Genomic DNA, 25,546 nt, shown 5'->3' with positions numbered 1-25,546 from the left:
CGCAGTTCACAACCACCCGTCACCCGGAGGTGATCGATGTTCGTCGTCGTCCTGACCGACGAGGGGCAGCAGCTCGTCGGGCCGCGTGCCGTCGGCCCGTTCGAAGATTTCGATGCGGCGCAGCGCATGAGCTCGGCGCTTACCCAGCAGTGGGAGACCGAAGCGGGTGATTCACCCACGGCGTCGGTTGTCCGGGTCGAGGAGCCGGACCCGGGAATTGTGGTCGGCGAAATCCAGTAAGTCCGCGCGGCCGGGCCCGTCAGGTGTTTTGATGGGGCCATGGTGGGTGGGAATACGTCAGGACAAGGCAATTTCGCCAGTCTGCTCGACGTGCTCGGGCATCGGTGGGCGCTGCGTGTCGTCTGGGTGCTGCGCGACGGCGCGCTGCCGTTCAACCAGTTGCGCGTACAGGCCGGCGGCATGAGCCAGAGCGTGCTCGTCACCAGACTGGCCGAGCTGATCGACATCCGACTGGTCCGGGACGTGCCCGCCGGTGGTTACGAGCTCACCGATTCCGGGATCGGCGTGGCACGACAGCTGCACGCCCTGGCCGATTGGTGGGCTGCGGCGCCCGCCGGCTAGGTCGCGACGGCTAGGTCGCGTCGGCGAGGCGCACGATCGCGGCCGAGCTGGGCGCGAGCGTCACCCCGCTGTCGGTCGCGGTCGCGTCCCCGGTCGCGAGTACGACGGCGCCGTTGCCGACGGTCAGTTCCTGCGGCCGGTCGGCAAAGTTCGCCACCACGCGGAAGGCGCCGCGGTGCACGACGAGCCACCGCTCGTCCTCGTCGAAGTCGACCGCAACCCGGGTGAGGTCGGCGTCGCGCAGGTCCGCTTCGGCGGACCGGAGCGCGAGCAGCCTGCGGTAGAGGTCGAGCACGGCGGCGTGTTCACCGGCGCTCGGCTCGGACCAGTCCAGGATCGCGGTGCGGTACGCCTCGGGATCCAGCGGGTTGATCATCTCGTCGACGTTCCAGCCGTGGCCGGCGAACTCCGCGAGCCGGCCCTTGGCGGTGGCTTCGGCCAGTTCCGGTTCGGGATGGGACACGAAGAACGGCCACCGGGTCGACGCCGCCCACTCCTCGCCCATCCAGAGCATCGGCGTGAACGGCGAGGTGAGCAGCAGCACCGCGCCCACCCGTACGAGCTCGGGCGACGTGAGCTCCGGCAACCGATCGCCGACGGCGCGGTTGCCCACCTGGTCGTGGTTCTGCAGGCAGACGACGAACTGCCAGCCGTGCACCAACGTCGGGTCGATCGGCGCGCCGTGGTCGCGGCCGCGGAAGGTCGAGTAGGTGCCGTCGTGCAGGAACGCGTGCGTGTACGTCTTGGCGAGCACCGCCAGCGAGCCGAAGTCGCAGTAGTAACCCTGCCGCTCCCCGGTCAGCAAGGCGTGCAGCGCATGGTGCACGTCGTCGTTCCACTGGGCGGCCAGCCCGTACCCGCCGCGGGACTGCGGGTTGATCATGATCGGGTCGTTGAGGTCGGACTCCGCGATGAGCGTCAACGGCCGGCCGACCTCACCGGACAGCTGCTCCACGGCGGTCTCGAGGTCGGCGAGGATGTGCCGGGGCGACGGGTCGATCAGCGCGTGCACGGCGTCCAGGCGCAGTGCGTCGACATGGAAGTCGCGCAGCCACATCAGCGCGTTGTCGATGATGAACCGACGTACCTCGGGCACTTCGACCGCGATTAGGTCACCCCAGGTGTTGCGGCCGGTCTTGAGGTACGGCCCGAAGCGCGGCAGGTAGTTCCCCGAGGGCCCGAGGTGGTTGTAGACGACGTCGAGCGCGACGGCCAGCCCGCGCTGGTGCGCGGCGTTGACGAAGCGTTTGAGGCCGTCCGGGCCGCCGTAGGTCTCGTGCACGGCGTACCAGAGCACGCCGTCGTAGCCCCAGTTCCATACGCCGTTGAAGTCGTTGACCGGCAGCAGCTCGACGTGCGTGACGCCGAGGTCGACGAGGTGGTCCAGACGCTCGATCGCGGAGTCGAACGTGGCGCCCGGTGTGAACGTGCCGACGTGCATCTCGTAGACGACCGCAGCGGTCAGGTCACGCCCGGCCCAGCCGGCGTCGTTCCAGGTGTAGGCGCGCTGGTCGTAGACGCGGCTGGGCCCGTGCACACCTTCCGGCTGGCGTCGCGACGATGGGTCCGGGACCGGTTCGTCGTTGCCGTCGAGCAGGAACGCGTAGTCGGTGCCGGGGGAGAGGTCCGGTCCTGCCCACCAACCGTCCGCCTCGGCCTGCAGGTCGGTGTCGGTGCCGGCGGCGCGGACCTTGATCGACGAGACGTTCGGGGCCCACACGCGGATCGCTGTCACACGCACACCCTGCCCGACCCAAATTTCGCGGTAACCCGCGCATGCCACGATCGGAGAGTGGCGAATGTGACGTTGAGTGCACGTGGTGAGTCGGAGCCGGCGACGGCGTGGGAGCGGTACGCGCAGGTCGATGCCTGGCCGCAGTGGTCACCGCAGATCACGCGCGTCGAGACGGAGGCGGCGCGGATCGCACCGGGCGTGACGGGCCGCGTCGTCGGCCCGCTGGGCGTGTCGGTCGCGTTCCGCATCGACGAGGTGGACGAGTCCGCACGGCGCTGGTCGTGGACCGTCCACCGCGGGCCGCTGACCGTCCGGCTGCACCACGGCGTGCGCCCGGACGGCGACGGCACACGTACGTGGCTGACCATCGACGCGCCGCTGCCCGTCGTGCTGGGGTACGCACCGCTCGCGCAGCTCGCGCTGCGCAAGCTCGTCGCTGCAGGCTAACGTTCCGCCATGCCGAAACAGAGCATGCGCGAGGCGCTGGCCGTGGCGCGCGGCGGGGTCAACCTGGCGGGCTACGACCCGGAGGACCGCCCGCTGGCGCCGTCGAAGCACAACCGCGACCTGCGCAACGACGACGCGTCGCTGCGCGAGATGCAGAAGAAGCTCTGGGCCGAAGGCACGGCCGGCAGCGAGCGGCGCATCCTGCTCGTCCTGCAGGGCATCGACACGGCCGGCAAGGGCGGCGTCACGAAGCACGTCGTCGGTGTGTTCGACCCGATCGGCGTGCAGTACACCGGGTTCAAGGCGCCGACGAAGACCGAGCTGCGGCACGACTTCCTGTGGCGCATCCGCAAGCAGCTGCCGATCCCCGGCACGATCGGCGTCTTCGACCGCTCGCACTACGAGGACGTGCTGATCGTCCGGGTCCACGAGCTCGTGCCGGAGTCCGAGTGGCGCAAGCGGTACGAGCTGATCAACGAGTTCGAGAAGGAGCTGGTCGACGGCGGCACCACCGTGCTCAAGTGCTTCCTCAACATCAGCTTCGACACGCAGCGTGAGCGGCTGATCAAGCGGTTGGACCGGCCGGACAAGCACTGGAAGTTCAACCCGGACGATCTCACCGAGCGCGGCTTCTGGAACGAGTACCAGCTCGCCTATTCGGAGATGCTCGAGCGCTGCAACACCGAGTACGCGCCGTGGTACATCGTGCCGAGCGACCACAAGAAGTACCGCAACTGGGCCATCGGCGAGCTGCTGCACGAGACGCTGAGCGAGCTGGACCCGCAGTACCCGAACCCGCCGCTGGACATCCCGACGCTGAAGGAGAAGTTGGCCCCGCCCAACTGATTCCGGGCCGGCGCACAGGCGCTGGCGGTGGCATGGGCCTCCCGGAGAAACGCCAACTATGTGTCGCCGGAGCGACGAAAAGTAGGCGTTTCTCCGGACGACCTGCGCCCAACGCCGGGGACGAGCAGGAGTGGCGGGAGGTCAGGCGTCGACGGCCGGCGTGTCGTCGGCGGACCTGCCGATCCGCGCCGCCGCCGTCTGCGCCTTGCTGCGCACCGGCACGTGGCTGGTGGCCGCTGCGAGCCCCGTCACGGGCATGTTCGCGTAGACGGCCTCGTACTCGCCGGCACGCACCTGATACGTCTCGTGCCACACCCCGACGGCACTCGACGAGCGGGCCGCTGCGTTGAAGCGTCGCCAGGGTTCGAGGTGCGGGAGTTCGCGATCGCGGGCGAACCGGTCGAGCGCGTCGAAGTCGCGCCAGTACTGCACCAGCAGCGTCGTCCGGCCGAACCAGCTGTGCATCCCCAGACAGCCGAGCTCCGGGTGCTCATCCAGGACGCGCAACATCTTCGGCATCGCCACGAACACCGGCCACCACTGACGCACCTGGAGGGGCTTGTTGAACCGCATGCCGATCAGGAACACGACGAAGTCTCCGTCGACGTCCGCGGTGAACCTGCCCGCCTGCACCCTGCTCATGCCTACCTCCGAGGTCTGTCCGGAGATTCGATCACCCGCGGGCGAGCAGCGCTACCGGGTAGATGTCCAGCAGTGAGCCGAGCGCCACGTCGCCGCCGAACTCGCGGCCGGTCAGCAGGTCGGTGGCCGAGTCCCCGACGGCGACGACCGTGTCGCGCCAGCCGCCGGCCCGTTCCAGACCGAGCGGCAACCGGGTCGCGACGGTCAAGGCACCGCCGCGGTCGAAGGCGATCGCGTGCGCCGCGGCGACACCCCGCACCTGTAACGGCCAGTAACCGGCGAACAGCTCGGCGCGGTCGCGGCGCAGCCGCAATGCGCGCGAGGTCACCCAGAGCTTGGCCGCACCTGTTGCGTCCACCGGTGGCGGCGCATCCGCTTCGTCCAGCCGCTCCAGCAGGGCACGGCGGGCGGCGAAATCAACCGCTCGGCGATTGTCCGGGTCGACGAGCGAGTCGTCCCACAGCTCGGTGCCCTGGTAGACGTCGGGCACGCCGGGCATGGTCAGCTGCACGAGCTTCTGACCCATCGCGTTCGACCATCCGTACGGCGTGATGCGCTCCACGAAGCGGGCGAGCGGTTCGTGCACGGCCGGGTCGTCGTAGGCGGCGTCCACGACGCGGTGTACCGCGGACTCGAACTCGGTGTCGGGGTCGATCCAATTGGTCGACTGAGCGGCCTCGCGCATCGCCTTCTCCGCATACGCGTGGATGCGCTCGCGCTCGATCAGGCCCGCGCCGGCGAACGTCTGCCACAGCAGGTAGGCGAATCCGGTGTCCGGCAATGGCGCGGCGGACATGAGCTCGCGCATCAGCGACGCCCAGTCGTCGGGCAGCTCGGCCACGACCGCGAGGCGGGCGCGCACGTCCTCGCCCCGCTTGGTGTCGTGGGTGGACAGCGTGGTCATGCCGCGCGGCGCCTCGGTGACGCGGGCCTGTTGCGCCTCGTGAAACGCGTCGGGCTCGATGCCGAACCGCCCCGGATCGCCGCCCACCTCGTTGAGCGCGACGAACCGGTTGTAGCGGTAGTAGGCGGTGTCTTCCGCGCCCTTGGCCATGACCGCGCCGGTGACCTGCTGGAAGCGGCTGCACAGCTCGTCGTCCGGGTCGCGCAGCCGCGACAGCAACGCATCGACCGCCTCGGCGCGGTCGGGGTGCGCGCCGAGCACGGCATCCACCGCGTCGCGCAGGTTCTCGTCGCCGTCCGGTTGATAGGTGCGGTAGACGCCGAACGCGACGACGAGGTCGGCCAGTGCGGCGCGTGCGTCCGGCACGTCGCTCGCGAGGTTGGCGAGGCGGGAGAGCTCGGCCTGCAGGATGGTGTCGAGTGCCTGCCGTTTGCCGCGGCCGATGTGGCCCCAGTTCGTCGACCCGTCGCCGGTCAGCTCCTGGTAGAGCGCAGTGAACGCCGATTCGGCGTCCGGGTCGACGAAGACGTCACCGGCCTCCGCCAGGGCGTCGTAGCCGGTGGTGCCGTCGACCGGCCAGTCCGCGGGCAGCTGCTCGCCGGCCTCGAGGATCTTCTCGACGAGCAGCCACGAGTCGGTGCCGGCCAGCTCACGCAGCCGCTGCAGGTACTGCTTCGGGTCGGCGAGCCCGTCAGGATGATCGACCCGCAGCCCCGCGATGTGGTCGTCGCGGACCCAGCGCGCGATCTGCGTGTGCGTGGCGTCGAAGACGACCGGGTCCTCGACCCGCAGGCCGGCGAGCGTCGTCACGGCAAAGAATCGTCGGTAGTTCTGCTCGGTGTCGGCGCGTCGGAAGTTCACAAGTTGGTAGTGCTGGCGGGTGTGCACATCGGCTGCGGTGTCGTCAGCGCTCACAGCGCCCGGTTCGGTGGCCGCGGCCAGCGGGAAACGGTGCTCGAAGTAGCGCAGTTCCGGTCCGCCCGGCGCGTCCATGTCGAGCGTCAGCTGCGAGTCGTCGAAGTCGTCGCCGAGGACGGGTAGCAGCAGCCGCCCGCGTGACCAGTCGATGTCGAACCACCGTGCGTACACCGAGCCGCGGCCGAGTTTGAGCACGTCCCACCAGGCTGCGTTCTCGTGCGGCACGGCGACGCCGGTGTGGTTCGGCACGATGTCCACCACCACGGGCAGCTGGCGCGACCGGGCCGCGGCGAGCAGCCGGGTCCAGCCGTCGACGCCGCCGCGTTGCGGGTCGACGGTATCGAACGCGATGACGTCGTACCCGTGGTCCGAGCCGTGTGACGACGGCAGCAGCGGCGAGAGGTACACCGCGCCGGCGCCGAGCGCGGCGAGGTAGTCGCAGGCATCCGCCGCGGCGTGCAGGTCGAATTTCGGTGCGACCTGCAACCGGTAGGTCGAGCGCGGCGCCTGACCCATCAGGAGTTCGCCTGCTGCAGCACGACCAGCGATCGCGGCGCCATCGACACCGTGCTGCCGGCCTCGATGACGCGCTCCTCGGTCTCGGCATGGGTGGTGTCCACGACGACCTCCCATGCCTGGCCGTACTCCTCGGCCGGCACGGTGAACTCGGTCTGCTCCCAGAATCCGTTGAAGAACAGCAGGAACGAGTCGTCGGTGACCCGCTCGCCGCGCGAGTCGCGCTCGGCGATCCCGTTCCCGTTGAGCACGACCGCGATGCTGCTGACGCCGGACTCCCAGTCCTCCTCGGTCATCTCGGCGCCGTCGGGGGAGAACCAGGCGATGTCCGGGATGCCGCCGCGGCGGCGCGTCGGGCGCCCGTCGAAGAAGCGCCGACGGCGGAACACCGGGTGGTGGTGACGCAGCTCCGCAACGCGCCGGGTGAAGGCCAGCAGGTCGACGTCCACCCGCGACCAGTCGACCCAGGTCAGCTCGTTGTCCTGGCAGTAGCCGTTGTTGTTGCCGTCCTGTGTGCGGCCGAGTTCGTCACCGTGGCACAGCATCGGCACGCCCTGGCTCAGGAACATGGTGGTGATGAAGTTGCGCTGCTGGCGCGCCCGCAGCGTCACCACCTCGTCGTCGTCGGTCGGTCCCTCGACGCCGCAGTTCCACGACCGGTTGTGGCTCTCCCCGTCGTTGTTGTCGTCCTTGTTCGCCTCGTTGTGCTTGTCGTTGTAAGAGACGAGATCGCGCAGCGTGAAGCCGTCGTGCGCGGTGACGAAGTTGATGCTCGCGACCGGTCGGCGGCCGGATGTCTCGTACAGGTCCGCCGAGCCGGTGATGCGCGCGGCGAACTCGCCGACGGTGTTCTGCTCCCCGCGCCAGAAGTCGCGAACGGTGTCGCGGTACTTGCCGTTCCACTCGGTCCATTGGGGCGGGAAGTTGCCCACCTGGTAGCCGCCGGGCCCGACGTCCCACGGCTCGGCGATCAGCTTCACCTGGCTGACCACCGGATCCTGCTGCACGAGTTCGAAGAACGCCGACAGGCGGTCGACGTCGTAGAACTCGCGGGCGAGCGTCGAGGCGAGGTCGAAGCGGAAGCCGTCGACGTGCATGTCCAGCACCCAGTACCGTAGGGAGTCCATGATCAGCTGCAGCGCGTGCGGGTGGCCGACGTTGAGCGAGTTCCCGGTGCCGGTGTAGTCCATGTAGAACTGCTTGTCGTCGTCGACCAGCCGGTAGTACGCCTGGTTGTCGATGCCCCGGAACGACAGAGTCGGGCCCATGTGGTTGCCCTCGGCGGTGTGGTTGTAGACGACGTCGAGGATGACCTCGATGCCCGCGTCGTGCAGGGCGCGGACCATGGCCTTGAACTCCTGCACCTGCCCGCCCGGCGAGGTGCTCGACGAGTACTTGTGGTCGGGCGCGAAGAACCCGATCGTGTTGTAACCCCAGTAGTTCGACAGTCCCTTGTCGATGAGGAACGAGTCGTTCGCGAAGTGGTGCACCGGCATCAGCTCGACGGCCGTCACACCCAACTGCGTGAGGTGCTCGATGATCACGGGGTGCGCGATGCCGGCGTACGTGCCGCGCAGCTCTTCGGGCAGCTCGGGGTGCGTCTGCGTCAGGCCCTTGACGTGTGTCTCGTAGATGATGCTGTCGGCGTAGGAACGCCTGGGCGGGCGGTCGACACCCCAGTCGAAGTACGGGTTGATGACCACGCACTTGGGCAGCGAGCGGGCGGAATCCTCGTCGTTCTCGCCGTCCGGGTCGTCGAAGTGGTAGCCGAATAACGACTCGTCCCACTCGATGGTGCCGTCGATCGCCTTGGCGTACGGGTCGAGCAGCAGCTTGTTGGGGTTGCACCGCTGCCCGTTGGCGGGGTCGTTCGGGCCGTGGATGCGGTAGCCGTAGTGCTGACCGGGTTCGACGCCGGGCAGGAAGCCGTGCCAGACGTACCCGTCGACCTCCCACAGCTCGTGGCGGTGTTCGGTGCCGTCGGCGTCGAACAGGCACAGCTCGACCTTCTCTGCCACCTCGCTGAACAGCGCGAAGTTCGTGCCGGAACCGTCATATGTCGCCCCGAGGGGATAGGCGCTGCCCGGCCAGAGATTCATGCGACCAGCCTGCCAGGGGCCCGTCGGTGGCCGACCGACTGGGTGAGCACGCTCGACCGGTGCGCCGGGTGCTAGCCGCGTGCGGCGTCGGCCGCGGCGACGACACCCGCGGCCGCGCAGCCGACGGCGGCGAGGGCAATCCACAGGCACGGCCCGTACGCCGTGACGACGTCGCCGCGGATGGGATCGCCGGCGGACACACCGACCTGGATGCTCGACCGCGCACTGCCGAACACGGCGGCGGTGTCGAGGTACATGGCCAGGGTGATGCCGGCGAGGATGCCGGTGATGCCGACCCGCAGGTACGGCGTGGCACGCGTCAGCCGGCGCGGCGTGCGCAGCCGCAGTCGCGGCGCAACCAGCTGGACGGCCAGCAGGAGCAGGGCCACCGCACACCCGACGAGCACGACGCCGTAGCGGGCCGCGTGCTGGCCCTCGCGGTTGAGTTCGCCGAGACCGTGGTAGTTGCCCCACGCGTCGATGCTGTGGCTGAACAACTGGCCACGCGGCCCGAAACCGACCGTGTAGAGCCGCGACAAGGCGGCGACAAGGGCGAGCCCCGCCGCGGCCAAGGTGAGTGCCGCGGCCAGGGCAGTGCGGGCTCGGTGGTCGGACCATCGGCGGAGCAGAAGCGAACGACCGGCGTTGCGCGGATCCGGCCGCTCCGGAATGCCCTCCGTCACCGGGGCGTCGGCGTGCTCGACAGGTTCGTCGACGAACTCGATGCCGGTCACACGCCGAGTCTGCCCCCACATGCGGACGCGGGGGAGCGAAGAGCCCTTCGGCCGCGCACATTGTCGGACCCGGCTCGTACCGTGGAGGCATGCGGGTCCACACCGACATCACGCCGAAAAGCGGCAAGTTCGAGGTCGTCTCGGATTTTGAGCCGTCGGGCGATCAGCCGACCGCGATCGCTGAGCTCGAACGCCGGCTGCGCGCCGACGAGCAGGATGTCGTGCTGCTCGGCGCCACCGGCACGGGCAAGTCGGCCACCGCCGCGTGGCTGATCGAGCGGTTGCAGCGGCCGACGCTGATCATGGCGCCGAACAAGACCCTCGCCGCTCAGCTGGCCAACGAGCTGCGCGAGATGCTGCCGAACAACGCCGTCGAGTACTTCGTCAGCTATTACGACTACTACCAGCCCGAGGCGTATGTCCCGCAGACGGACACCTACATCGAGAAGGACAGCTCGGTCAACGACGAGGTAGAGCGTCTGCGGCACTCCGCAACCAACTCGTTGTTGACCCGGCGCGATGTCGTGGTGGTCGCCACGGTGTCATGCATCTACGGTCTGGGGACCCCGCAGGAGTACGTCGACCGATCGGTGCGGTTGAACCTCAACCAACAGGTCGAGCGTGAGGATATTCTGCGGCACCTGGTTGAGGTGCAGTACCAGCGCAACGATCTGTCGTTCACCCGCGGCACGTTCCGGGTGCGGGGCGACACCGTCGAGATCTTCCCGGTCTACGAGGAACTCGCCATCCGCGTCGAGATGTTCGGCGACGAGATCGAGCGGCTGTACTACCTGCATCCGCTGACCGGTGAGGTCGTGCGCGAGGTCGACGAGGTTTTCATCTTCCCGGCCACGCACTACGCCGCCGGGCCCGAGCGCATGGAGCGCGCGATCCGCGGCATCGAGAAAGAACTCGAGCAACGCCTCGCCGAGCTCGACGGGCAGAACAAGTTGCTCGAGTCGCAGCGACTGCGCATGCGCACCAGCTACGACATCGAGATGATGCGCCAGGTCGGGTTCTGCTCGGGCATCGAGAACTACTCGATGCACATCGACGGACGGCTCCCGGGCAGTGCCCCGCACTGCCTGCTCGACTATTTTCCCGAGGATTTCCTGCTCGTCGTCGACGAGTCGCACGTGACCGTGCCGCAGACCGGCGGCATGTACGAGGGCGACATGTCGCGCAAGCGGATGCTCGTCGACCACGGGTTCCGGCTGCCGTCCGCCATGGACAACCGGCCGTTGAAGTTCGAGGAATTCACCGAGCGCGTCGGCCAGACGGTCTACCTGTCCGCGACGCCCGGCAACTATGAGATGGGCCGGGCCAAGGGCGAGTTCGTCGAGCAGGTTATCCGGCCTACCGGGCTGGTCGACCCGGAGATCGTGGTCAAGCCGACCAAGGGTCAGATCGACGATCTGCTGGGCGAGATCCGCGACCGCGCCGAGCGCAACGAGCGGGTGCTGGTCACCACGCTCACCAAGAAGATGGCCGAGGACCTCACCGACTACCTGCTCGAGCAGGGCGTGCGCGTGCGGTATCTGCACTCCGAGGTCGACACGCTGCGCCGCGTGGAGCTGTTGCGCGAGCTGCGCGTCGGCGAGTTCGACGTGCTGGTCGGCATCAACCTGCTGCGCGAGGGCCTGGATCTGCCCGAGGTGTCGCTCGTCGCGATCCTCGACGCCGACAAGGAAGGCTTCCTGCGCTCGGGCACCTCGCTGATCCAGACGATCGGGCGCGCGGCGCGCAACGTGTCCGGCCAGGTGCACATGTACGCCGACACCGTGACGCCGTCGATGTCCAACGCGATCGAGGAGACGAATCGTCGTCGGGACAAGCAGGTCGCCTACAACAAGGCGAACGGCGTCGACCCGCAGCCGCTGCGCAAACGGATCGCGGACATCACCGACATGCTCGCGCGCGAGGCCGCGGACACCGACGAGCTGCTCGGCGCCGTGCCGGTCGGTGGTTCGGGCCGTTCGCAGTCGCGTGGCAAGGCGCAGACCCGCACCAAGTCGCCGGCTCCGGGGCGCAACGGCCGGGGTGTGTCCGGCGGCGTGGTCGGCGTGGGCGCTCATGCCGGCGGCGGCCTGGACGTCGCCGAGATGCCGCGCGCGCAGCTCGCCGACCTGATTCAGCAGCTGAACGAGCAGATGCTCAGCGCCGCGCGCGAACTGCAGTTCGAGGTCGCCGCACGGCTGCGCGACGAGATCGGCGAGCTGAAGAAGGAGCTGCGCGGCATGGACGCCGCCGGCGTCGGCCGCTGATCAAACGGTGTCGCTGAGCGTCGAGCGTAGGTCAGTGCCGACGCTCGCCCGGTAAAGCGGAGTCAGCCGTCAGCGAGCCGGCCGGCCGTAGACGCGGCGGGCGACGGTCGCGGCGGCGTGGCGGACCGCGCCCGCTATGCGACCGCGCTCGTCATCGGTCACTGCGTCGATGGGAAACGTCGCGGCCACGGCTGCGGTGGGCCGCCCGGAATGGTCGTGCACGGGCACGGCGATCGAGCTGAAGCCGGGGCTCACCTCGCCGCTCTCTTGGGCATGGCCGCGGCGGCGGGTCTCGGCGAGCAGCACACGCAACGCGGACACCGAGCGCGGCCCGTCGCCCGTGCGGTCGACGAAGGCCGAGGCGTCGGGGTAGAGGGCACAGATCTGCGCGCCGGGAAGTTGGGCAAGCATCGCTCGGCCGCTGGCCGTGAGGTGCGCCGGCAGCCGCACGCCCACATCGGTGATGAGCGGCGGCCGACCTGGCGCGCGCTCCTCCAGGACGTACACGACCTCGTTGCCGTGCAGCACTGCGAGGTGCGCGGTGTGGCCGGTGCGGTCGACGAGGTCGGCGAGCGGTACGCGTGCCACTCGGGCCAGCGGCGCCTGCCGGGTGTAGCCGGTACCGAGCTCGTACGCCGCCAGGCCGAGCGCCCAGCGTTGCTCGTCGGGCAACCGGGTGACGTAGTTGCGTTCGGCCAACGTGCCGAGCAGGTGGTACGCGGTGGAGCGGGGCAGCGCCAGATCGCGGGCGAGGGCGGCCGCGCCGACGGGACCGGCCTGTCGGCCGAGGTAGTCGAGGATGCGCAGCGCCTGGTCTGCGGCGGGCACGGTCGCCACCGCGCCACCCTAGCGAAGTGTCTGAGATCTCAGACAACTTCTTCGTGACGCCCGTGGCGGTTGTCCGGCGGCCCGGTGTGCAATGGGGACATGGACGGAGCCCGACCGGTAAGCGCACCCCACGGCAGCACGCTCTCGGCGAAGAGCTGGCAGACCGAGGCGCCAATGCGCATGTTGATGAACAACCTCGACCCGGAGGTCGCCGAGCGGCCGGACGACCTCGTCGTCTACGGCGGCACCGGCCGCGCCGCGCGCAACTGGGCGAGCTACGACGCGATCATCCGCTCGCTCACCACCCTCGAGCAGGACGAGACGCTGCTCGTGCAGTCGGGCAAACCCGTTGGCGTCATGCGCACGCACGAGTGGGCGCCGCGCGTGCTCATCGCCAACTCCAACCTCGTCCCCGACTGGGCGAACTGGGACGAGTTCCGCCGCCTCGAGAACCTCGGGCTCACGATGTACGGGCAGATGACGGCCGGCTCTTGGATCTACATCGGCACGCAGGGCATCCTGCAGGGCACGTACGAGACGTTCGCCGCCGTGGCCGCGAAGAAGTTCGACGGCACGCTGGCCGGCACCATCACGCTGACCGCAGGGCTCGGCGGGATGGGTGGCGCGCAGCCGCTCGCGGTGACCATGAACGGCGGCGTGGCGATCTGCATCGAGTGCGATCAGACCCGCATCCAGCGGCGCATCGACCACGGTTACCTGGACGTGCAGGCGAAGGACCGCGACGATGCGCTGCGCCTGGCCGAGCAGGCACGCGACGCTCGCACGCCGCTGTCCATCGGGCTGCTCGGCAACGCCGCGCAACTGGTGCCGCGATTCTTGGCCAACGACGCGCCGATCGACATCGTCACCGACCAGACGTCCGCGCACGACCCGCTGTCATATTTGCCGATCGGCGTGGAGTTCGACGATTGGCACGATTACGCGCAGCGCAAGCCGGAGGAGTTCACCGGGCGCGCGCAGGCGTCGATGGCGCGGCACGTGGAAGCAATGGTCGGGTTCCAGGACAAGGGCGCCGAGGTGTTCGACTACGGCAACTCCATCCGCGGCGAGGCGCGGACCGCCGGACTGACCCGTGCCTTCGACTTTCCCGGTTTCGTGCCCGCCTACATTCGTCCGCTGTTCTGCGAGGGCAAGGGCCCGTTCCGCTGGGCGGCGCTGTCCGGCGATCCGAAGGACATCGCGCGCACCGACAAGGCCGTCCTCGACCTGTTCCCGGAGAACGAGTCGCTGGCCCGCTGGATCAAGTTGGCGGGGGAGCGGGTCCACTTCCAAGGCCTGCCTGCGCGGATCTGCTGGCTCGGGTACGGCGAGCGGGACAAGGCCGGCGTCGCGTTCAACGACCTCGTTGCGCGTGGTGAGATCAGCGCGCCGTTGGTGATCGGCCGTGATCACCTGGACTGCGGCTCGGTGGCATCTCCGTACCGGGAGACCGAGGCCATGGCCGACGGCTCGGACGCGATCGCCGACTGGCCGTTGCTCAACGCGATGGTCAATGTGGCGTCCGGCGCGAGCTGGGTGTCGATCCATCACGGCGGCGGCGTCGGCATCGGCCGCTCCATCCACGCCGGCCAGGTGTGCGTCGCCGACGGCACGCCGCTGGCCGCGCAGAAGATCGAGCGGGTGCTGACCAACGACCCGGGCATGGGCGTCATCCGGCACGTCGACGCCGGTTACGACCGTGCGGACGAGGTTGCCGCGGAGCGCGACGTGCGCATCCCGATGCACCAGGGATGAGCGTCGGCCCTGTCCCCACTCACCGTTGCGGAGCGCGTGGCGTGGCTGCGGACGCCGCATGAGTTTCGACGCGATGTGGTCGGCGCTCGCGCCGGTGGGCCGCGCCGCACGCACGGGTGGGTACCGCCGCTACGCCTGGACCCGCGAGGACGCGACGTTGCGGGAGTGGTTCGCCGGCGAGGCGAGCGCGCGCGGCCTGGACGTGGTCGAGGACCGTGCCGGCAACCAGTGGGCGTGGGACACCGCGCGGGGCGATCCGGACGCCACGCCGGGCGTCGCCGTGGGCTCGCACCTGGACTCGGTGCCCGACGGCGGGGCGTACGACGGCCCGCTGGGCGTGGTCAGCGCCTTCGCCGCGCTGGACGTGCTGCGCGAGCGCGGCTGGCAGCCCGCGGTACCGGTCGCGGTGGTCAACTTCGGCGACGAGGAGGGCGCGCGCTTCGGCGTCGCGTGTGCCGGGTCGCGGGTGATCACCGGCGCGATGTCCGCCGACCGAGCCCGCTCGCTCACCGACGCCGACGGCACGTCGCTCGCCGACGCCATGGCCGCGGCGGGACACGATCCGACGCACCTCGGCCGCGACGACGAGGCGCTGGGGCGTATTGCGCACTTCGTCGAGCTGCACGTCGAGCAGGGCAAGGGCCTCGTCGAGCTCGACGCGGCGGTGGGCGTCGCGTCCGCGATCCGGCCGCACGGGCGGTGGCGCATCGACCTGCCCGGGCGCGCCGACCACGCCGGCACGACCCGTCTCGCCGACCGCAGCGACGCGATGCTGGCATTTGCCCGCGTGGCGCTCGCGGCACGGCAGGCCGCGGAGCGGCACCACGCCGTCGCCACGTGCGGGCGGGTGCGCGTCGAACCCAACGGCATCAACGCGATCGCCGCGCACGTCACCACCTGGCTGGACGCGCGCGCGCCGCGGGCCGAGCAGGCACAGGCAGTGGTCGCGGACGTGCAGCGCGTGGTGGACGGCCTCGGCGGAGCCGTGACCGAGGAGTCGTGGAGCGCGGCGACCGAGTTCGCCGCGCGCGAGCGCACCGCCGCCGTGCTGGGCGGCGTGCCGATCCTGGACACGGGGGCCGGGCACGACGCCGGCATCCTGGCCAACGCCGGCGTGGACGCGGCCATGCTCTTCGTCCGCAACCCGACGGGCGTGTCGCACTCGCCGGCCGAGCACGCCGAACGCGCCGACTGCCTGGCGGGCGTGGACGCGTTGGCCACCGTCGTCGAAGTACTGACCCGCGCATGACGACGTACTTCGCCGAGCATGCGTTGCTGCCCGACGGGCCGGCCCGCGACGTGCGCATCGAGGTCGTCGGCGGCCGGTTCACCGCCGTGACACCGGGCGCCCACGCCACGGGTGCCGACCGGCTGCCCGGCGTCGTCCTGCCCGGCTTCGCGAACTGTCACAGCCACGCCTTCCACCGCGCGCTACGCGGGCGTACGCATGCGGACGGCGGCAGCTTCTGGACCTGGCGCGAGCAGATGTACGCGCTCGCGCAGCGGCTGGACCCGGACTCCTACCTGTCGCTCGCTCGCGCGGTGTACGCGGAGATGGCGCTGGCCGGGATCAGCGCGGTCGGCGAGTTCCACTACCTGCACCACGCCCCCGGCGGCACTGCCTACGCCGACCCGAACGCCATGGCGCAGGCGCCGCGCCAGGCGGCTCGCGACGCCGGCATCCGGCTGACGCTGCTGGACACCTGCTACCTGTCCGGCGGCCTGGACGGCACCGGCCACACGCCGCTCGACGACGTCCAGCGCCGCTTCGCCGACGCGGATGCCGACGCGTGGGCGACACGGTTCGCGGGGCTGCGCGACGACGACACCACGCGCATCGGCGCCGCGATCCACTCCGTGCGCGCCGTGCCGTGTACCGCACTGCCCACGGTGCGCGCCGCCGCGGCGGGCCGGCCACTGCATGTGCACCTGTCCGAACAGCAGGCGGAGAACGCCGCCGCGGAGGCCTTCTACGGCGCGACGCCGACTGCGCTGCTGCACGACGCGGGCGTCCTCGGCCCGTTGACGACGGCCGTGCACGCCACGCATCTGGACACGGCAGCGGTCGCGATGATCGGCTCGTCGGGCAGCACGGTGTGCATGTGCCCGAGCACCGAGGCCGACCTCGCCGACGGCATCGGCCCGGCCCGCGACGTTTTCAACGCGGGCGCACCGCTGTCGCTGGGCAGTGATCAACACGCGGAGATCGATCTGCTCGGCGACGCCCGCGCGCTCGAGATGCACGAGCGGTTGGCCACCGGAAAGCGCGGCCGGTTCACCCCGGCCGAGCTGACCGGCGCCCTGACTGCGCACGGCAGCATCGGCTGGCCGGACGCCGGGTCGCTCGCACCGGGCAATCGCGCCGATCTCGTCGCGGTCCGCCTCGACACGCCGCGCACGGCCGGCTGTGACCCTGCACAAGTCGTCCTCGCCGCCGGCGCGGCGGATGTCGACACCGTGGTCGTGGACGGCCGGGTGATCGTGCAGGCCGGGCGACACGTGCTCGGCGACGTCGGCGTGCTGCTCGGTGACGCGATCGGCAGGCTGTGTCCGTGAGCATTCTCGTCAACGGCATTGCCGAACTGGTCACCAACGATCCGGAGGTCGACGGCACGCCCCTGGGCATCCGGACGGACGCGGCCGTGGTCGTCGAGGACGGCACGATCGCGTGGGTGGGCCGGGCCGGCGACGCCCCCGCCGCCGACGAGGTCCGCGATGTCGGCGGCCGGGCGGTGCTGCCCGGCTTTGTCGACAGCCACACGCATGCAGTGTTCGCGGGCGACCGCGCCGCAGAGTTCGCCGCTCGGTTGGCCGGCGCCTGCTACGACGGCGGCGGCATCGGCTCGACGGTCGACGCCACCCGCGCGGCGAGTGACGACGAACTGCGCCGCGGCCTAGCTGTGCGCATCGAGGAGATGCGTGCCCAGGGCACCACGACCGTCGAGGTGAAGAGCGGGTACGGGCTGACCGTGGCCGACGAGCAACGGTTGCTGCGGGTGGCCCGGACGGTCACCGACGAGACGACGTTCCTCGGCGCCCACGTGGTGCCGGCCGGATCCGCGCGCGCCGATTACCTCGCCCTCGTCACCGGCGAGATGCTCGAGGCGTGCGCGCCGTACGCGCGGTGGGTCGACGTCTTCTGTGAACCGGGCAGCGCGCACGCATTCGATGCCGACGAGGCGCGCGCCGTGCTGAGCGCGGGACGAGAGCGCGGGCTCGGTCTGCGGGTGCACGGCAACCAGCTCGGCCCGGGCCCCGGCGTGCAGCTGGCTGTCGAGTTCGGCGCGGCCAGCGTGGACCACTGCACGTATCTCGACGACGCAGATGTCGACGCGCTCGCCAGCGGCGACACGGTGGCGACGCTGCTGCCTGGCGTCGAGTTCTCGACGCGCTCGCCGTACCCCGACGCGCGACGGCTGCTCGATACGGGAGTGACCGTGGCGCTCGCCACCGACTGCAACCCCGGGACGAGCTATACGTCGTCGATGCCGTTCGTGATCGCGATGGCGGTGCGCGAGATGCACATGACGCCCGCGCAGGCGGTGCACGCCGCGACAGCGGGGGGCGCGCAGGCACTGCGCCGCACTGACGTCGGCCACCTGCGCCTCGGCGCGCGTGCTGACCTGGTGGTGCTCGACGCGCCCAGCCATCTGCACCTGGCCTACCGCCCGGGCGTGCCCATCGCCCACACCTTGGAACTCGCGGCACGCGTCAGCTGATACGCACGGCCGAGCCGTTCTTCACTCGCGCAGGGCGATCGTCGTTTCACCGGTGCGCGCATTCCACGTGCTGATCTCCAATGCGCGGGCGCCAGGGGCGATCCGGGTGAGCACTACGATCTGGACGTCCAGCCGGAAGCGTCCCGGTTCGTCCTCGACGGCACGAGCGATGATCTTCCCCTCGCCGAGCCAGCTCGCCGGGTCGTCGCCGGGCGCGTCCTCGGTAGGGCAGTGGATCGCGACGCGTGGATCCCGGCGCAGATCGTGCGCGCGCATCGCGTCAGGAGACATGCCGAAGAAGACGTTGCCGTCGTCCGCGAACTCGATCTCCGTCCCGCTGATGCGCGGTGCCCCGTCACGTCGGATCGTCGCCATGGTGGCGTGCTTGCGGATCGCGAACGTGCGCCGCACGGTCTCGGCCAGCTCCGGCGCGCCTGCCCGCACGTCCGCCCAGGTGGTCATCCGCAAAGTGTGCCGGAACCGCTCATCCGCCGTCGATCACGACGGCCAGGTCGAGGCCGGTGAACCTGCCCAGCGCAGCGACCTCGCGGTTGATCCCACGCCGTGCCGTGTGCGTCAGCGCCTCGAACGGCGTCATCGTCACGGTCCGCTTGACGCGGTTGAGTGCCCAGACCCCGACCACCTGGCCGTCGACGAGCACCGTCGGCCGGATCAGGCCGCCGATGTAGACCCGGCCGTAGTCCGGCGCGCCGAGGATGGCGCTGCGGTCTCGGTAGCCGAGCAGATAGTTGTCGAACGCCGGCAGCAGGCGGGTGGACCGTTCCGGTGGCACCGTGCCCAGCCGGTAACCGGGACGGCCGTACACGTCGACCTCGGTGAGCTCGTCGCGAATCAGCCTGACCGCCTTCGTACCGGGCAGCCCCGACCACACGGCGAAGTCGCCGGCCGTCGCCGGTGCGAAAGCGGTGAAGTAGCGGCGGGCGAGTTCGGCCAGCGCGTCGTCGCCGCGCGGCCCCTGCGCTCCGCGGGGCACCCATTCGTCGGTGAGCACGAACGTCGCATCGCGGCCGCGGTCCGCGCCGCGGCAGGCCAGCCCGGTGCAGCACGCATGCAGGATGGCGTGCGTCGGCGCCTGCGGGTCGCTCGCCTCCGGCGCGACACCGCGCTCGCGCAGTGCGTCATGGATCTCGTGCCGGGTGAGTGCCCGGCCGGCCAGCACGTCCGGCAGGACGGTCAGGCTGCGCTCGAGCACGTCGTCGTGCAGGCCGAGCTGACGCCATCGGGTGCGGTACTTGCGGATGACGACGGGTCCGATCAGCGCCACCAGCCAGCGCAGGTCCGCGGTGTCGACCAGGTGGATCGTCCCGCGCAGCAGCCAGGTGCGCACCACCGAGCGCTGCTCGGTGATCGCCGCCAGCACATCCGCCTCGGCCAGCACCGGCGCCCGCACCCGGATACCGAACCGCGAGGCCTGGTTGTCCTGGGCCTGCACGGCCGTCGTGATCGCGGCTGCCTCGGCGACCGTGGCGCACCGGGGCGCGGCCAACCCGTTGCGCGCGATCCGCTCGCCCAGCACCGCATCCGTGCGCGCCACGCGCCGAGTGTGCCGCACGACACCGACAGCCCGGCGAGGTCGGCCCACAGCCGCGCCGTGCCAGGATCGACCGATGTCTGCCTGGCAGGGTGCCCCGCCCGCATACGCGCGTCGCCGGCGACACACCGGCCGCACGCTGCTGATCGTGTTCGTCGTCATCGTCGGCCTGCTGATCGCCGCCGACCGCATCGGTCTCTACATCGCCGAGCGCACCGCGGCGGACACCATCCAGTCGTCGCAGCACCTGCCGTCGCGGCCGGACGTCGACATCGCCGGCTTCCCGTTCCTCACCCAACTCGCCACGGGGAAGTCGGACAAGATCACGGTGACGGCGCAGAACGTGCCGATCGACAAGAGCGCGAAGGTGCTCACGCTGTCCCGGGTGCAGGTCGTGCTGCATCAAGTGACTGCGTCGCGCAGTTTCGACCACTTCCACGCCGACACGGCCGACGCCCAGGCGACGATCACTTACGCCGAGCTGAGCAACGCGCTTGGTATCGACGTGTCTTATGCCGGCGACGGGCGCATCCGCGCGGCGAAGACGATCACCGTGCTCGGGCAGAGCGTGCAGGCCGCCATCAGCACGGAACCCCGGCTGGTGAACGGCGCGCTGGGCTTCGGCAAGACGTCGATCAACGGTCTGGACCGGCTGTCCGGCGACATCGCCACCGCACTGGACAAGATCTTCGACCTGCACATCCCGCTCAAGGGCATCCCGTTCGGCGTGCGGGTGCAGTCGTTGCACATGGATTCGGTCGGCGCGCAGATCGGGCTGACCGGCAGCGACCTGTCCTTCGACACGAAGAAGAGCTGACGTCGCATCCCTTAGCCGGCCGCGCCGGCGGCTGCGTGTGCACGTGGTACCTGCTGAGCGTGGCTGTTCCGCTCTCCGAGCCGCGACGGGGAGGTGCCAAGTGCGATCCGAAAGGCGGCGCGAGAAGGCGCCGAGCTACACCCCGTGCGGCGGACGGCCGCCGAGCGCGCTGACCGCACGGGCGGCGGCGTCGGCGGCAAGCTGCAGCCGGTCGGCCACGGTCGGGCCGCCGGCGAGAAAACCCGCCGCGAACGCGTCGCCCGCTCCGGTGGAGTCCACGGCATCTGCGGGCACGGCAGGCACCGACCGCACGCCGGACGCGTCGGACCACACCGCACCGGCGTGACCCCGTTTCACCACCGCGCTGCCGCAGCGGGTTGCGAGCGCCTGCGCCGCGGCGGCCGGCTCCAGGTCACCGACGAGCACCCGCGCCTCGTCGACGTTGGCGAACAGCGTGACGCCGCCGCCGATCGAGTCCAGGAAGCGCTGCGCACCGAAAGCGGTCAACGGGCCGGCCGACGCCGCGTCGACGGCCACCGCCCGACCGCGGTCGCGTGCCTGCCCGATCGCGCGCGCGATCGGGCCGCGCGAGCTGTCGCGCAGCAGCGGGTAGCCGGACACGTAGAGCCAGTCGGTGTCGGCCGGCAGGAGCGCGAGGTCCGGCGGCGCATCGTTCGCGCCGGCCGACGGGATCATCGTCCGCTCGCCGTCGCTGCCGACGAGCACGATGCACGTGCCGGTGGGCCGATCCGGGTCGACATCGATCTGCGTACGCACACCGGTGTCACGCAGCCGGGTGACGGCGTCTCGACCGAGCACGTCGTCGCCGACGCGCCCGACGAAGGTCGCCGCCGCGCCGAGCGTCGCCAGCCACGCGGCGACGTTGGCCGCGCCGCCGCCGTGCCGCAGCTCGATGTGTGCGGGGGTGTCCGAACCGAACACCAACGGACCGGGCAGCGCTGCGTGCACGTCGACGAGCAGGTCGCCCAGGCAGACGACGCGCGTCATGCGGCTGCGTACTGCGCCGCCACCTGCGCTGCGAGCCGCGCATTGGACAGCACCAGCGCCACGTTCGCCGCCAGCGAGGCGCCGGTCGTCTCCCGATGGAAGTGCTCGAGCAGGAACGGCGTGACGTCCTTACCACGCACCCCGGCCGCATCCGCAGCCGCGAGTCCGGAGGCCAGCGTGCGATCGTGCAGGTCGTGGTCGAGCTCGTCGGCGGTGTCGATCGGGTTCGCCAGCACCATGCCGTAACCGTCGGTCTGCAGGGTGTCCTGCGCGCGCAGTACGTCGGCGACGGCGGCGGCGGAGTCGACCGTCCAGTGCAGGGGATGGCCGGAGTCGCGCAGGTAGAAGCCGGGGAAGCGGTCGGTGCGGTAGCCGAGTACACCGACATTGAGCGTCTCGAGCCGTTCGAGCGTCGCCGCGACGTCGAGGATGGACTTCACCCCGGCGCACACCACGAGCACGCGGGTCCGCGAGAGCGTGGTGAGGTCGGCCGACTCGTCCCAGGAGTCCCGCGCGCCGCGGTGCACGCCGCCGAGGCCACCGGTGGCGAAGACGCGGATGCCGGCCGCGGCCGCGAGGTGCGCCGTGGAGGCGACGGTCGTGGCGCCGACGCCACGCCGAGCCGCGACCGCCGCGAGGTCGCGCACGCTGGCCTTGGCGACATCGGGGTCGCCGGCGACGCGGTCGAGCGCGGCGTCGTCGAGTCCTATCCGCGCCTGCCCGTCGACGATCGCGACCGTGGCCGGCACGGCACCGCCCGCGCGTACCGCGCCCTCGATCTCACGGGCGATGCGCAGGTTGTCCGGCCGCGGCAGCCCGTGGCTGATGATCGTGCTCTCCAGCGCCACCACCGGCCGCCGCGCCGCCAGCGCCTCCGCGACCTCCGGATCGATCAGCACGTCGCCTCCTGTGAGCACCGTCGAGCAGTCCGAAGGGGACGGTAGCGAGCGCCGCGACGGCGAAGGAGAGCAGGGACGCGCTCATCCACGACCGCGCAGTGAAGTGCAGCCAGGTCGCGACATTCGTCCACTGCCGCGTCCACCAGCCGAGGTCGCCGGGATTGATCAGCTGGTAGACGACGAAGCCGAGCAGCCACGGCACGAGCATCGGCCAGCGCGCGGGGGCGCGCGCACTGACGTCCCATTCGCGGCGGCGCAGGACGAAGTAGTCGACGGTGAACACCGCGGCGAGCGGCACGAAGATCGAGCCGATCAACAGCAGGAAGTTCTGGTAGTCCGCACCGAGGTGCAGCACCAGGGCACCGGCCGTCGCCAGGACGCCGATCAGCACGGCCAGCACGCGGCGGTCGGCCAGGGGCCGCAGGTTCTGGATCGACACCGTCGTGGAGTAGACGTTGGCGAACGACTCGTCGAGCTCGCGCAGCACGAGCACGGCGAAGGGCAGCCAGCCCAGCGGCAACGCGATGAACGCGGCGAACACCGGCCCGTTGTCCCCGCTGTAGCCGTGCACGACGGTGGAGAACGCCAGCAGCCCGAGCGCGTAGTAGACGATCTGCGTCACCGAGTAGCCGATCACCGAACCCGCGAACGCGCCGCGGCCCGACCGCGAGTGGCGTGTGTAGTCGGCGGCCAGCGGCACGAACGAGATCGACACCGCCATGACGCCGTCGGCCGCGGTCCAGAACCCGGACCAGGTGCCGTGGGTCAGTGAGGGCAACGGCGCGCGCAGGAACTGCACGAGGAAGTAGACGGTGCTGGCTGCCACGGCGACGAGTGCGTACCGGCGCAGCGTGCGGACGAATCCGAGCGGGCGCAGCGTCAGCGTCGTGGTCAGCGCACCGGCGAGCAGGACGTAGAGCCAGTGAATCTTCCAGGGCAGCAGCTGATCCGCGGCGTCGGCGATGACGACGATCTCGAACACGCCCCAGCCCATGCACTGCAGCAGGTTGAGCACGGTCGGCAGGTAGGACAGCCGGCGGCCGAACAGGCCGCGCAGCAGGACCATCGCCGGCGCGCCGCTGCGCGCACCGGCCAGCGCTGCGAAGCCGACCGGGATGGTGCCGATCACCGAGCCCACCACGATCGCGGTGAACGCCGCGACCAACGACAGCCGATGTGTGCCGGGCTCGAGGACGTAGAACGCGTAGGCCGGGCCCAGCAGGCTGACGCCGAGATTCGCCCACAGGGCGAAGTGGTCGGCGACACCAAGTGTGCGGGGCTGCTCGTCGGCCAGCGTCCGGCCGGGTTCGGCATCGGCGGTGCCGGACGGCGTCGTCAGGACGGTGCTCATGGCGCTCTCCCAACGCCGGCATTACCCAGCGGGTTCGACGGTCGGCTGCTGCCCTCTCAGCCCGCCCCGCGGCGGACTCCCGTGTGCGGATCACCCTACGCTCGGGCGTGTGCGATCCGCGGCGGCCCTCGACCACGTCACGATCACGACCGACGACTTCGCGCGCAGCGCCGCGTTCTACGACGCCGCCCTCGGCGCGCTCGGCATGACGCGGCTGCGTGAGCTGGTGGACGAAGAGGAGGACGACCCCGTGGTGGAGGCCGCGGCGTGGGGTGCCGACGGCGATCGGGCCTGCGTCTGGCTGGTCAGCGGAACCACTCCGACCACTGGACTGCATCTGCAGCTGCGGGTTGAGTCTCGAGTAGAGGTTGAGACTTTCTTTGCCGAGGCTGTCGCGCACGGCGGCGTTCCGCACTTCGCGCCACGTCGCTGGACTCCCTACCGCCGCGGCGAGTTCCAGGCGATCGCGCGCGACCCCGGCGGCAACCTGGTGGAGGCGTGCAGTGCGGAGTGACGGCGCCGAGCGTGCCTTTGCCGCGCTGATCAACGCCGATCGGCCGCCGCAGTGTCGATCTGCGGGACACAGCGTTCGGAGCGGTCGGTCAGTCGATGTCGGCGGTGTGCTCGACGTGCGGGGGGCCGGCAAAGTACGGCCCGAGGGCTGCCCGCCACTCGGTGAACCGGTCGGAGGCGCGGAAGTTCTGTAGGTGCGCGTCGACCGAGTCCCACTCGACGAGCAGCACGAACCGCGCCGGTGATTCGACCCCGCGGGTCATCCGCACCGACCGGCAGCCGGGCGTCTGCTCGACGAGGTGCCGGGCGCTACGGAACGCGGCAAGGAATTCGTCCTCCGTACCCGGCGTGACGGCGATGTCGGCAACCTCGAGGACCATGCGGCTCACTCTGGCAGACCCGTCGGGCCGGATCCGTCGCGGCCCACGGCTGGATTCACATACGTCTCACGTGTCACAATGACCACATGAAGTGGGGTCGCATCGCGTCATCCGTGGTCGCCGGCGCGGCGGTGGCCGCGTGCGCCCTGCTCGCCATCGGCACGGGTCGCGCGGTCAGTGCGTCCACTGCCGCCGACGCGCATCGTCGGGTCGTCGTCGCCACCAAGCCCATGTCGCAGGCGCCGTCGCCGTCGCCGTCGCCGAGCAGTGTCGCGGCCACCACCACTAGGCCCGCCCCGGCCTCGACCAGCGCCGCTCCGCGGCCTACCCGGCACGTCGCGCGCCACCCGGCAGTTGCCACGCCGACCGCGACGGCCACCTCGTCCGCGCACCCGACCCCGCGTCCGACGATCCCCTCGACCGTCGTGCTGCACGGTGCATCGACGCCGCGAGCGCACGTTGCCCCGCGCCCGACACACGTCGCGCCGGCGAAACGAGCGGCACCGGTACGTGTCGCCCGCGCTGCCTCGAGCGGACAGCGGCTGCCGCTGCACTACTCGACCGGCAGCGCCACCAAGGTGATCACCGTGACGGCCGGTTCGGCCCGGCGCACCACCGCCACCTTGCAGGCGTGGACCAAGGTGTCCGGCGGCTGGCGTCGCTACGGCTCGGCGGTCACCGCGCACATCGGCGCGGACGGCATGAGCCGGCATCCGAGCGAGTCGCGGTCGGCCACGCCGATCGGCAGCTTCACGCTCACCCAGGCCTTCGGGCACTACCGCGATCCGGGCACCGCGCTGCCGTATCTGCACACGAACTCCAGTGACTGGTGGATCAGCCAGCCCGGCCGGCTGTACAACACGCACCAGCGCTGCTCGTCGCACTGCTCGTTCCGGCGCGGCAACCCGGACGAGCACCTCTACTACGAGATGCCCTACTACGGCTACGGCGCAGTCATCGATTACAACACCCGCAACGCGCCGGGCGGCGTGCACCAGGGCGCGGGCAGCGCGTTCTTCCTGCACGTCACGGACGGC

The 25,546-nt window shown here is 70.7% G+C and carries 24 protein-coding genes and 1 riboswitch; of the genes, 12 read left to right on the top strand and 12 right to left on the bottom strand.

Annotated features, from left to right (window positions below):
• Positions 1-36: 36 nt before the first annotated feature.
• Both ACFFCN_RS01155 and ACFFCN_RS01150 read left to right on the top strand, forming a co-directional pair.
• Positions 37-240 carry a hypothetical protein gene (locus tag ACFFCN_RS01155; RefSeq protein ID WP_375488894.1) on the top strand — a complete coding sequence of 68 codons (204 nt, stop codon included), beginning with the start codon at positions 37-39 and terminating at the stop codon, positions 238-240.
• Between the two features lie 39 nt (positions 241-279).
• Positions 280-582, top strand: coding sequence for a winged helix-turn-helix transcriptional regulator (locus ACFFCN_RS01150; protein WP_375488892.1), 303 nt, complete (start codon positions 280-282; stop codon positions 580-582).
• Positions 583-592: 10 nt separating this feature from the next.
• Here the strand turns inward: ACFFCN_RS01150 and treZ are convergent, their stop codons facing one another.
• Positions 593-2,317: a malto-oligosyltrehalose trehalohydrolase gene (gene treZ, locus ACFFCN_RS01145; RefSeq protein ID WP_375488890.1), complete on the bottom strand. Its 1,725-nt coding sequence runs from the start codon at positions 2,315-2,317 to the stop codon at positions 593-595.
• 57 nt (positions 2,318-2,374) lie between these two features.
• Between treZ and ACFFCN_RS01140 the strand changes: the two genes are divergently transcribed.
• Together ACFFCN_RS01140 and ACFFCN_RS01135 are read left to right on the top strand one after the other, a co-directional pair.
• Entirely contained in the window at positions 2,375-2,764 is a 390-nt protein-coding gene (locus ACFFCN_RS01140; RefSeq protein ID WP_375488888.1) for an SRPBCC family protein, read from the top strand.
• Between the two features lie 9 nt (positions 2,765-2,773).
• Positions 2,774-3,610, top strand: coding sequence for a PPK2 family polyphosphate kinase (locus tag ACFFCN_RS01135; RefSeq protein ID WP_375488886.1), 837 nt, complete (start codon positions 2,774-2,776; stop codon positions 3,608-3,610).
• 141 nt (positions 3,611-3,751) lie between these two features.
• Here ACFFCN_RS01135 and ACFFCN_RS01130 read toward each other — a convergent pair whose 3' ends face one another.
• The 4 genes from ACFFCN_RS01130 to ACFFCN_RS01115 form a co-directional block, all read right to left on the bottom strand.
• Positions 3,752-4,252: a DUF4188 domain-containing protein gene (locus tag ACFFCN_RS01130; protein ID WP_375488884.1), complete on the bottom strand. Its 501-nt coding sequence runs from the start codon at positions 4,250-4,252 to the stop codon at positions 3,752-3,754.
• 31 nt (positions 4,253-4,283) lie between these two features.
• Entirely contained in the window at positions 4,284-6,590 is a 2,307-nt protein-coding gene (gene treY / locus ACFFCN_RS01125; protein WP_375488882.1) for a malto-oligosyltrehalose synthase, read from the bottom strand.
• A complete protein-coding gene (gene glgX, locus ACFFCN_RS01120; protein WP_375488880.1) occupies positions 6,590-8,689 on the bottom strand; it encodes a glycogen debranching protein GlgX in 2,100 nt (699 codons plus the stop codon). The genes treY and glgX overlap by 1 nt, the downstream gene beginning before the upstream one ends.
• 71 nt (positions 8,690-8,760) lie before the next feature.
• On the bottom strand, positions 8,761-9,423 hold the full coding sequence (locus tag ACFFCN_RS01115) for a hypothetical protein (RefSeq protein ID WP_375488879.1): 663 nt from the start codon (positions 9,421-9,423) through the stop codon (positions 8,761-8,763).
• Positions 9,424-9,512: 89 nt separating this feature from the next.
• Here ACFFCN_RS01115 and uvrB point away from each other — a divergent pair, with 89 nt between their 5' ends.
• A complete protein-coding gene (gene uvrB, locus ACFFCN_RS01110; protein WP_375488877.1) occupies positions 9,513-11,687 on the top strand; it encodes an excinuclease ABC subunit UvrB in 2,175 nt (724 codons plus the stop codon).
• Between the two features lie 69 nt (positions 11,688-11,756).
• On the opposite strand, the gene ACFFCN_RS01105 is transcribed toward uvrB, so the two are convergent.
• Positions 11,757-12,524: an IclR family transcriptional regulator gene (locus ACFFCN_RS01105; protein WP_375488875.1), complete on the bottom strand. Its 768-nt coding sequence runs from the start codon at positions 12,522-12,524 to the stop codon at positions 11,757-11,759.
• Positions 12,525-12,614: 90 nt separating this feature from the next.
• On the opposite strand from ACFFCN_RS01105, the gene hutU reads away from it, so the two are divergent.
• From hutU to hutI, 4 genes are read left to right on the top strand one after another with little or no spacing between them, the layout of a single operon-like run.
• Positions 12,615-14,270 carry a urocanate hydratase gene (gene hutU, locus ACFFCN_RS01100; RefSeq protein WP_375488873.1) on the top strand — a complete coding sequence of 552 codons (1,656 nt, stop codon included), beginning with the start codon at positions 12,615-12,617 and terminating at the stop codon, positions 14,268-14,270.
• A 58-nt stretch (positions 14,271-14,328) separates the two neighbouring features.
• The gene (locus ACFFCN_RS01095; protein ID WP_375488871.1) at positions 14,329-15,519 is read left to right on the top strand and encodes an allantoate amidohydrolase; all 1,191 of its coding nucleotides are present in this window, start codon (positions 14,329-14,331) and stop codon (positions 15,517-15,519) included.
• Complete coding sequence (locus ACFFCN_RS01090; RefSeq protein WP_375488869.1) at positions 15,516-16,826, top strand: formimidoylglutamate deiminase; 1,311 nt, start codon at positions 15,516-15,518, stop codon at positions 16,824-16,826. Before ACFFCN_RS01095 ends, ACFFCN_RS01090 begins: the two co-directional genes overlap by 4 nt.
• Positions 16,817-17,989, top strand: a complete 1,173-nt coding sequence (gene hutI / locus ACFFCN_RS01085; RefSeq protein WP_375488867.1) for an imidazolonepropionase — start codon at positions 16,817-16,819, stop codon at positions 17,987-17,989. Before ACFFCN_RS01090 ends, hutI begins: the two co-directional genes overlap by 10 nt.
• Before the next feature lie 21 nt (positions 17,990-18,010).
• Here the strand turns inward: hutI and ACFFCN_RS01080 are convergent, their stop codons facing one another.
• Positions 18,011-18,451 (bottom strand): pyridoxamine 5'-phosphate oxidase family protein, encoded by a 441-nt coding sequence (locus ACFFCN_RS01080; protein WP_375488865.1) that lies wholly within the window; start codon positions 18,449-18,451, stop codon positions 18,011-18,013.
• Positions 18,452-18,473: 22 nt separating this feature from the next.
• Complete coding sequence (locus ACFFCN_RS01075; protein ID WP_375488863.1) at positions 18,474-19,544, bottom strand: winged helix DNA-binding domain-containing protein; 1,071 nt, start codon at positions 19,542-19,544, stop codon at positions 18,474-18,476.
• A 73-nt stretch (positions 19,545-19,617) separates the two neighbouring features.
• Here ACFFCN_RS01075 and ACFFCN_RS01070 point away from each other — a divergent pair, with 73 nt between their 5' ends.
• The gene (locus ACFFCN_RS01070) at positions 19,618-20,358 is read left to right on the top strand and encodes a DUF2993 domain-containing protein (protein WP_375488861.1); all 741 of its coding nucleotides are present in this window, start codon (positions 19,618-19,620) and stop codon (positions 20,356-20,358) included.
• A 135-nt stretch (positions 20,359-20,493) separates the two neighbouring features.
• On the opposite strand, the gene ACFFCN_RS01065 is transcribed toward ACFFCN_RS01070, so the two are convergent.
• From ACFFCN_RS01065 to ACFFCN_RS01055, 3 genes are all read right to left on the bottom strand, one after another.
• The gene (locus tag ACFFCN_RS01065) at positions 20,494-21,366 is read right to left on the bottom strand and encodes a carbohydrate kinase family protein (RefSeq protein WP_375488860.1); all 873 of its coding nucleotides are present in this window, start codon (positions 21,364-21,366) and stop codon (positions 20,494-20,496) included.
• A complete protein-coding gene (locus ACFFCN_RS01060; protein WP_375488858.1) occupies positions 21,363-22,265 on the bottom strand; it encodes a pseudouridine-5'-phosphate glycosidase in 903 nt (300 codons plus the stop codon). The genes ACFFCN_RS01065 and ACFFCN_RS01060 overlap by 4 nt, the downstream gene beginning before the upstream one ends.
• Positions 22,147-23,616 (bottom strand): purine-cytosine permease family protein, encoded by a 1,470-nt coding sequence (locus ACFFCN_RS01055; RefSeq protein WP_375488856.1) that lies wholly within the window; start codon positions 23,614-23,616, stop codon positions 22,147-22,149. Before ACFFCN_RS01055 ends, ACFFCN_RS01060 begins: the two co-directional genes overlap by 119 nt.
• A riboswitch (TPP riboswitch) is annotated at positions 23,607-23,709 on the bottom strand. Its footprint overlaps the gene before it by 10 nt.
• Positions 23,710-23,725: 16 nt before the next feature.
• On the opposite strand from ACFFCN_RS01055, the gene ACFFCN_RS01050 reads away from it, so the two are divergent.
• Positions 23,726-24,130: a VOC family protein gene (locus tag ACFFCN_RS01050; RefSeq protein ID WP_375488854.1), complete on the top strand. Its 405-nt coding sequence runs from the start codon at positions 23,726-23,728 to the stop codon at positions 24,128-24,130.
• An 88-nt stretch (positions 24,131-24,218) separates the two neighbouring features.
• Here the strand turns inward: ACFFCN_RS01050 and ACFFCN_RS01045 are convergent, their stop codons facing one another.
• Entirely contained in the window at positions 24,219-24,509 is a 291-nt protein-coding gene (locus ACFFCN_RS01045; RefSeq protein ID WP_375488852.1) for an antibiotic biosynthesis monooxygenase family protein, read from the bottom strand.
• Between the two features lie 86 nt (positions 24,510-24,595).
• Between ACFFCN_RS01045 and ACFFCN_RS01040 the strand changes: the two genes are divergently transcribed.
• Positions 24,596-25,546: hypothetical protein (locus tag ACFFCN_RS01040; RefSeq protein ID WP_375488850.1), on the top strand; the 951-nt coding region annotated here is incomplete at its 3' end.

Source organism: uncultured Jatrophihabitans sp., assembly GCF_964246335.1.
In the GTDB taxonomy this organism is placed as follows: Bacteria; Actinomycetota; Actinomycetes; order Mycobacteriales; family Jatrophihabitantaceae; genus Jatrophihabitans.
The sequence above is the reverse complement of the archived record's forward strand: the minus strand, read 5'-3'. Positions and strand labels throughout refer to the sequence as shown.